Source organism: Campylobacter sp. US33a (assembly GCF_004378855.1).
In the GTDB taxonomy this organism is placed as follows: Bacteria; Campylobacterota; Campylobacteria; order Campylobacterales; family Campylobacteraceae; genus Campylobacter_D.
On the sequence record NZ_RYYL01000006.1, the window covers coordinates 170,339 to 176,971 of the forward strand.

The 6,633-nt window shown below is 27.4% G+C and carries 8 protein-coding genes, 1 tRNA gene and 1 pseudogene; 9 read left to right on the forward strand and 1 reads right to left on the reverse strand.

What is annotated here, in order from left to right:
* Position 1: 1 nt before the first annotated feature.
* Complete coding sequence (locus tag ELQ16_RS06190; RefSeq protein WP_134238691.1) at positions 2–1,354, reverse strand: sodium-dependent transporter; 1,353 nt, start codon at positions 1,352–1,354, stop codon at positions 2–4.
* Positions 1,355–1,602: 248 nt separating this feature from the next.
* Between ELQ16_RS06190 and ELQ16_RS06195 the strand changes: the two genes are divergently transcribed.
* From ELQ16_RS06195 to ELQ16_RS06240, 9 genes and pseudogenes are all read left to right on the forward strand, one after another.
* Positions 1,603–1,941 carry a F0F1 ATP synthase subunit C gene (locus ELQ16_RS06195; RefSeq protein ID WP_134238692.1) on the forward strand — a complete coding sequence of 113 codons (339 nt, stop codon included), beginning with the start codon at positions 1,603–1,605 and terminating at the stop codon, positions 1,939–1,941.
* Positions 1,942–1,975: 34 nt separating this feature from the next.
* Positions 1,976–2,061: transfer RNA gene (locus ELQ16_RS06200), tRNA-Leu, on the forward strand.
* A gap of 914 nt (positions 2,062–2,975) precedes the next feature.
* Positions 2,976–3,314, forward strand: a complete 339-nt coding sequence (locus ELQ16_RS06210; protein ID WP_208335072.1) for a hypothetical protein — start codon at positions 2,976–2,978, stop codon at positions 3,312–3,314.
* Between the two features lie 374 nt (positions 3,315–3,688).
* Positions 3,689–3,892, forward strand: a complete 204-nt coding sequence (locus ELQ16_RS06215) for a hypothetical protein (RefSeq protein ID WP_134238694.1) — start codon at positions 3,689–3,691, stop codon at positions 3,890–3,892.
* 8 nt (positions 3,893–3,900) lie between these two features.
* Positions 3,901–4,374 (forward strand): hypothetical protein, encoded by a 474-nt coding sequence (locus tag ELQ16_RS06220; RefSeq protein ID WP_134238695.1) that lies wholly within the window; start codon positions 3,901–3,903, stop codon positions 4,372–4,374.
* Positions 4,371–4,502 (forward strand): hypothetical protein, encoded by a 132-nt coding sequence (locus ELQ16_RS10410; RefSeq protein WP_279586261.1) that lies wholly within the window; start codon positions 4,371–4,373, stop codon positions 4,500–4,502. The genes ELQ16_RS06220 and ELQ16_RS10410 overlap by 4 nt, the downstream gene beginning before the upstream one ends.
* A 79-nt stretch (positions 4,503–4,581) precedes the next feature.
* Positions 4,582–5,061: a hypothetical protein gene (locus tag ELQ16_RS10185; RefSeq protein ID WP_208335073.1), complete on the forward strand. Its 480-nt coding sequence runs from the start codon at positions 4,582–4,584 to the stop codon at positions 5,059–5,061.
* Positions 5,058–6,380 (forward strand): hypothetical protein, encoded by a 1,323-nt coding sequence (locus ELQ16_RS10305; RefSeq protein ID WP_243832598.1) that lies wholly within the window; start codon positions 5,058–5,060, stop codon positions 6,378–6,380. Before ELQ16_RS10185 ends, ELQ16_RS10305 begins: the two co-directional genes overlap by 4 nt.
* A pseudogene (locus ELQ16_RS06240) lies at positions 6,370–6,633 on the forward strand (hypothetical protein); the annotation flags it as partial. The gene ELQ16_RS10305 and the pseudogene ELQ16_RS06240, both read left to right, overlap by 11 nt.

The window sequence follows — 6,633 nt, forward strand, 5'->3', positions numbered from 1 at the left end:
CTTAAAAAAAGATTTTTTGTATCATAATGATAATTACTGCTAAAGGCGCAATAAATCTTAAAAAGAAATACCAAATTTCAAACCAAATTCCTTTAAGATAAGGATTAAACAAAGTTTGCAAAGCTTGCTTTTTAAGCACAAAACCAACAAAAATAGCCCCAAAAAGTCCGCCTAAAGGCATCATGAAATTTGAAGCAATATAATCTAAAATATCAAAAAATCCCGCTCCAAAAAATGTCAACAATTCTTTACTTCCTTCAATACCTGATAAAATACATAAAGAACCCAAAATATAAACCACAATGCCTATTAAAATCAAAGCTTTTTTTCTAGAAATTTGATAAGAATTGATTAAATAAAATGCAAAAGGCTCTATCATAGAGATTGCTGAAGTAATGCCAGCAAAAAATAAAGCGATAAAAAAGGCAATGGCTAAGATATTACCTAAAGGTAAAAAACCAATAGGCTCAATATGAGAAAATAAACTCATCAAAGAAACAAAGATAAGTCCTGGCCCTTGCTGTGCTGGATTACCTCCAAATTCAAATATAAAAGTAAAAACAATAAGCCCCATCATAATGCCTATAATAATATTAATAATAATAATATTAATACTGCTTGCAATAAAATTTGTCCGATCTGGCAAACTAGCAGAATAAGTTATAATAGAACCAACACCTATAGACAAACTAAAACACGCAAGCCCTAGCGCACTTAAAATAGAGCTTGTATTAAGCTTTGAAAAATCAGGAGCAAATAAAAAGTCACTTGCCTTAGAAAAACCATCCATACTAAAAGAATAGCCAAGCATTAAAATGAGTAAAATAAACAAACTCGGCATCATCCAAACATTTAATTTTTCAATACCACTTTTTACTCCTTTTGATACTACGAAAAAAACTACAGCAAATACAAAGGTAAAACATATGAATTGAGATAAAACATCTTGAGTTAAAAGCCCATCAAATAAAGCTCCAGCTCCAGCAATATCACTAGGTAAGGTAAAAAAGCTTAAATAAACATATTTAACTATCCAACCAATAATTACACTATAAAATGAAACAATTAAAATTGCACCTATCATTGAAAAACCAACCAAAGACCAAGCTTTTTTATTTTTTGGCGCAAGGGTATAATAAGCATTTACTGGATCTTTTTCGCTGAGTTTTCCAATGCTAAGCTCAGCCAAAAATATAACAAAACCAACGCCTAAAGTTAAAAGCAAATACAAAAGAACAAAAGCTGAGCCACCATTTTGTCCCACCAGCGTAGGAAATTTCCAAGCATTACCAAGCCCTACTGCACTACCTGCAACAGCTAAGACAAAACCTATTTTTGAGAATTTTGAAGTCAATTTAAAACCTTTAATTTTAATCAAAATATAAATTTAAGCTAAAAAAACTTGAAAAGCCCATTAAAAGTTTTTAAATAATCAAGCAAAATTTACCACTTGAAACATTGCTATTTATTTCAAAAAAAATAAAGCTAAAAAATACTATAATAACAACTTTGATTTTTAGAAAAATTCTTAAGTAGGGATACGCAAGCCGAACTGAATTTTACTCAAGAACCAAAAAATAAATATTTTTAAGGAATTTTACAATGAAAAAAATTGTATTTCTAACATTAGCTTTAGCAGCTATGGCATTTGGTGCTGATAATGTACAGCCAACTGAATTAGAGTCTATGAATGTATGGATCAAAGCGTTTTCAGTTTTAGCAGCTGGATTAGGGCTTGGTGTTGCAGCACTTGGTGGCGCTATAGGTATGGGACACACTGCAGCGGCTACTATCGCAGGAACTGCAAGAAATCCGGGTTTAGGTGGTAAATTAATGACTACTATGTTTATCGCACTTGCGATGATTGAAGCACAAGTAATTTACGCACTTGTAATTGCTCTTATAGCGCTTTATGCAAATCCTTTTATAAAATTTGCTTAATATTTCTTAGCCCTTTTTTGGGCTACTTTTTAATGCGGTTATGGTGGAATTGGTAGACACGCCATCTTGAGGGGGTGGTGCGCTCAGCGTGTGCGAGTTCAAATCTCGCTAACCGCACCATACAATACTACTATATCTCATAAATCTTTAATCATTGTATCTAAAATAAAGACTGTTTAAAAACCGCTAATCAAAATAAATTCAACCAAATTTTAGTCTTTTTAAGAAAAACTCATAAAAATTAAAATTACTTTAATATGATAACTAAAAAATATCCCAATCGTCTTTTATGCTAAATTGATATATAGTTAAAAAGCTATACTTTATCTAGAGATAAAGAGAAGAAGGTTTGGTTTTTAAATTCAACTTAATAAAATGATATATAAGATTTTGATAATACTTTTACTTCTCCTTGATGAATTTATCCAGATGAGTAAAATTAAAAATTAATCAAGGCTTTAAAATTTTTTTCTAATTTAAAGAACAAATATAAATTAAATAAATTATCTTATATAATAAAACAATTCATCTGTATTAGGAGTAAAATTTGCAAATCCCTATTTATTCTAAATTAAAAACAAAGCTAGAAAGTAAAGGAATAGACAATATATCAAGCGGACAAATTGCTTGGTTTGTGTGTAGTGTAATTTTTACCTATTTATTATTTTTATTAATTGTAATTATAAATACTAGAACAATATCTTTTGAAAACCTTAAATTTTTTACTTTTGAAGGTTTTTTCAAATCTCTTGCTTTTATTTTTGCAAATCATTTTTTTTATTTATTTTTATGTGCATTGTTTGTATAATAAATTTTTTTAATATAAAAAATTTAATTCCAATAACACTAAATTGGATAATAAGCTATTGTTATTTTGTTCTTGAAATTAATATTTATTTTATTTTGATTTTATGTATAACCATTTGTGTTGTATTTTATTTTTTACAAAAAAGATTATTATATACTTTTTTATTTTATTTTGTTTATATGGTATTAACTTATACTTTGTTTTATCTTGGTGGAGGATTTTATAAATGAAATATTATGTAACAATTTATATTGATCCGCTGGTAGAATGCTTTTTAGATTGCGAAAATAAAAATTTTATTAATGCGGAAGATTTTACTCACGCCTTTTTAGGACTTACCAAAGATAAAAGTCCTGATGAACTTGATAAAATAGATGAAGAATTAAGACAAGAATATCTTAAAAACAAAGAATGGGATAAAATAGAACAAAAATGGTATGGCGCTAAAGAGCTTAATGAGTTCAACGATAGTTTTTGGGGTTTTGGAACTAAAATGAATTCTGTTAATGTTGCAAACAATAAGATGTTAAAAAATAATCAATATACAGCAAGGGAATATCTATGAATAATAAATTTAATTTTGTTAAATTCATATTGGATTGTTTTATATGTTTTGGAATCGTGATAATCTCTCCATTTGTATATTCTGTTTTAATAAAAAGTGATGAACTTAGGTGGCTTTTAGCTCCGATGCAGTGGTTTTTACCTTTAGTTCAATGGGTTTTATTCCCATTGCAGTGGTTTTTTAATATTGATATTTATACTATTAACAATATATCAGAATTTATCGTTGGCTTTTGTTCGTTAAGTATTATTATAATATTTATAATTAATATTTTTTATAAAATACATAGGGTAAGCTTGAGCTTGAGTCTAGTATTTATGATATGTTATGTTGCGTTTGCATATTATTTTTTTAGTCACTTATAAGGAAATTTTATGAAGTATTTTGTAACAATTTATATTCACCCTATGGATTGGAATATTCCCCATGCCTTTTTAGGACTTACCAAAAATAAAAGTCCTGATGAGTTAGATAAAATAGATGAAGAATCAAAACAAAAATTTCTTAAAAACAAAGAATTTAGATTAATCAAAAATATTAAGCAAATCAGTTATAATAAAACAATTCATCTGTATTAGGAGTAAATTTGCAAATTCCTATTTATTCTAAATTAAAAGCAAAGCTAGAAAATAAAGGAATAGACAATATATCAAGTGGGCAAATTGCTTGGTTCGTGTGTAGTTTGATTCTTGCTTTGATAGGCTGTGTTTTTGTATTTTTTAAAACTATATATGAAAATGATGAAAATTTATTTTTAGCAATCTCGAATTTAAGTATGTTAAAAGTCTTTGTTCTTATCATATACTTTTGCATTCCTTTTAATCTATTATATATTTATAATGCTATTCCTTTGGTTTTGTCTGCGGTGTTTATATCTTTGATAATTTATTTTTCTAGCTTAAGCTTATTTGTTATTAGTTTGTGTGGCATAGGAGTGCTTTTCTTAATATCCATTTTTAAAAGAAAGCTTATGTTTAGCGTTTTATTATTTGTTATGGGTTATGTCTGCTCATCGTTTTTGCTTCAAGCGATTGCATTGTTCGGGGGATTTTCTAAATGAGATATTACGCAACAATTTATATCCACCCTATGGATTGGAATATTCCCCACGCCTTTTTAGGGCTTACCAAAGATAAAAGTCCTGATGAGTTAGATAAAATAGATGAAGAATTAAGACAAGAATCTTAAAAACAAAGAATTTAAATTAAATAAAAATATTAAGCAAATTAGTCTATAATAAAACAATTTATCTGTATTAGGAGTAAGTTTGCAAATTCCTATTTATTCTAAACTCAAAGCAAAGCTAGAAAGTAAAGGAATAGACAATATATCAAGCGGGCAAATTGCTTGGTGTTTAGGGAGTGGCTATATTGCTTTAATATGTGCTGTGTTTGTTGTTATATATAAACTCAAGAATTTGGAATTTGAGCTTTATATTGTTTTTTTCTTTCCTATCTTGCTATTTTATATTGCTATATTTTGGTTTATTTTCTTAAGTTTTTATAAAAACTTCTTTTTTATTCATCTTTTTTGCTATTCTTTTATGTATATCTTTAATATAATTTTTAATGATTTTTATTTAAATCTTGTGGTAATGAATATTTTATTAATGATAATATGGCTCTTTTTTGTTAAATTACATTTAAAATTTAGATTTTTATTTTTAATGATGTATTTTTGTTTTGAATTTGCGATATTTATAGGAATCATACCTTATGGACTTTTAGAAGGGACTATTTCGAAATGAAAGAAATAATAAAATATTATGTCACGATTTATATAGACGAGTTGTTAGAAGATGAAATGTTAAAGCATGTTGATTTTTCTTTGTTATTTAAAGCAAAATTTTCTCAAATTTCTAAGCAAATCGATTTCACCCACGCCTTTTTAGGACTTACTAAAGATAAAAGTCCTGATGAGTTAGATACGATGAAATTTGAAAGAGATGTAAAATATTGGGATTACAATCTTGGTAAATTGGTAACTTTTAGAAAAGAAGAGTATATGTGGTATGACACAACGACAACCAATGAATTCAATGATGGTTTTTGGGGTTTTGGAACTGGAACAGGCTCTGTTAATGATACAGCTGGCAAAGTATTTAACAATAACCAATATGTATTAGATAACAATGTTGATAAAAATCGCTATATTATTAAAAAACTAAGAAGCCCTCAAACTTTTAAACCTTCTAATCGTTGCACTTTAGAAATTTCTGAAGAACAATATAATACCTTGCTTACAAATATTAAAGCTGATTTTGAAGCTACAAAAGAAATCACGCCTAATAGCGAAGAACCAATCAATGAAGAATTTACCTATAAACTTCTTGAAAATAATTGCGTTGTTTGGGTGGTTAAAAAGCTTTCTAGCATAGGAATAGAAGTTGTAAATCCCGTTGTTAAAGATCCTAGCGGATTATTAATGGCTACAAAATTAATACAAAGCATTCATTCTATCTTTTTAAAATTTCAAAACATTGATGATAATTTACAAAGCGTAAAAGGTGCAAAAGCTTTTAAAAATTGGGCTAGAATGCTTATAAATAATTCATTAATGCAAGAAATTTATCTTGATGAATATAAAAAATACTACAATAGTGAAAATCTTAGTCCAGAACAAGAAGAAGTTTTATATGCTTTATGGAATATTACAAGGGTTTATGAAACTTTAGACATTCTTTTAAGTCGTTTGATTACAAAATCGGGCACTAAAAACCTAAAAGGCACTTTTGAATTAATTTATTTTGATAAAAATGATAAGCAAGCAAAACTTTTAAAAGCAGATAATGATTATGAAGCTATCATTATACAAGATTTGGATTTAAGTAAAAAATATAATAATTTTAGCGTGAGTAAATTTTATCCTTTTATCTTTATACCCAAAGATGAAATGCTCTCAAGAACGCTTTATCATAAGTATGATTATGGTAATATCTCACAAGAATATCAAAAAGATAGAAATGAATTTTATTTTAATGTTTTAGCAGGAGAAAAAAGTGATAAATATTGGAGTTCTAGCTATCATAAAATGACTAAAAGTTTAAGGAAAGTCTATGTCTCTTGAAAAAATAAAAGAAACGATTTTTGCTTATGATAAAGAAGTGATTGATTGTGAAGTCTTAAGGACTAAAAATATTGATGTAATTCATTCTAAAATTTATTTTCAAGGTATATTGCTTACAGGCTCCACCGAACTTCCTAATAATCCTTTTTACTTTGGAGAATTAGATCAAGATAATCTTATAAAACAAGATATACCCAGCTATTATTTTTCTCCTAAAGATGAAAGCAGTGGTTTAGGAAGACTTAGTATCTTT

What these genes read in the sequence shown, in the direction of transcription:
- ELQ16_RS06195 (WP_134238692.1), top strand. Translation starts at nt 1,603, where the DNA reads ATGAAAAAAATTGTATTTCTAACATTAGCTTTAGCAGCTATGGCATTT.
- ELQ16_RS06210 (WP_208335072.1), top strand. Translation starts at nt 2,976, where the DNA reads ATGAAATATTATGTAACAATTTATATTGATCCGCTGGTAGAATGCTTT.
- ELQ16_RS06215 (WP_134238694.1), top strand. Translation starts at nt 3,689, where the DNA reads ATGAAGTATTTTGTAACAATTTATATTCACCCTATGGATTGGAATATT.
- ELQ16_RS10410 (WP_279586261.1), top strand. Translation starts at nt 4,371, where the DNA reads ATGAGATATTACGCAACAATTTATATCCACCCTATGGATTGGAATATT.
- ELQ16_RS10305 (WP_243832598.1), top strand. Translation starts at nt 5,058, where the DNA reads ATGAAAGAAATAATAAAATATTATGTCACGATTTATATAGACGAGTTG.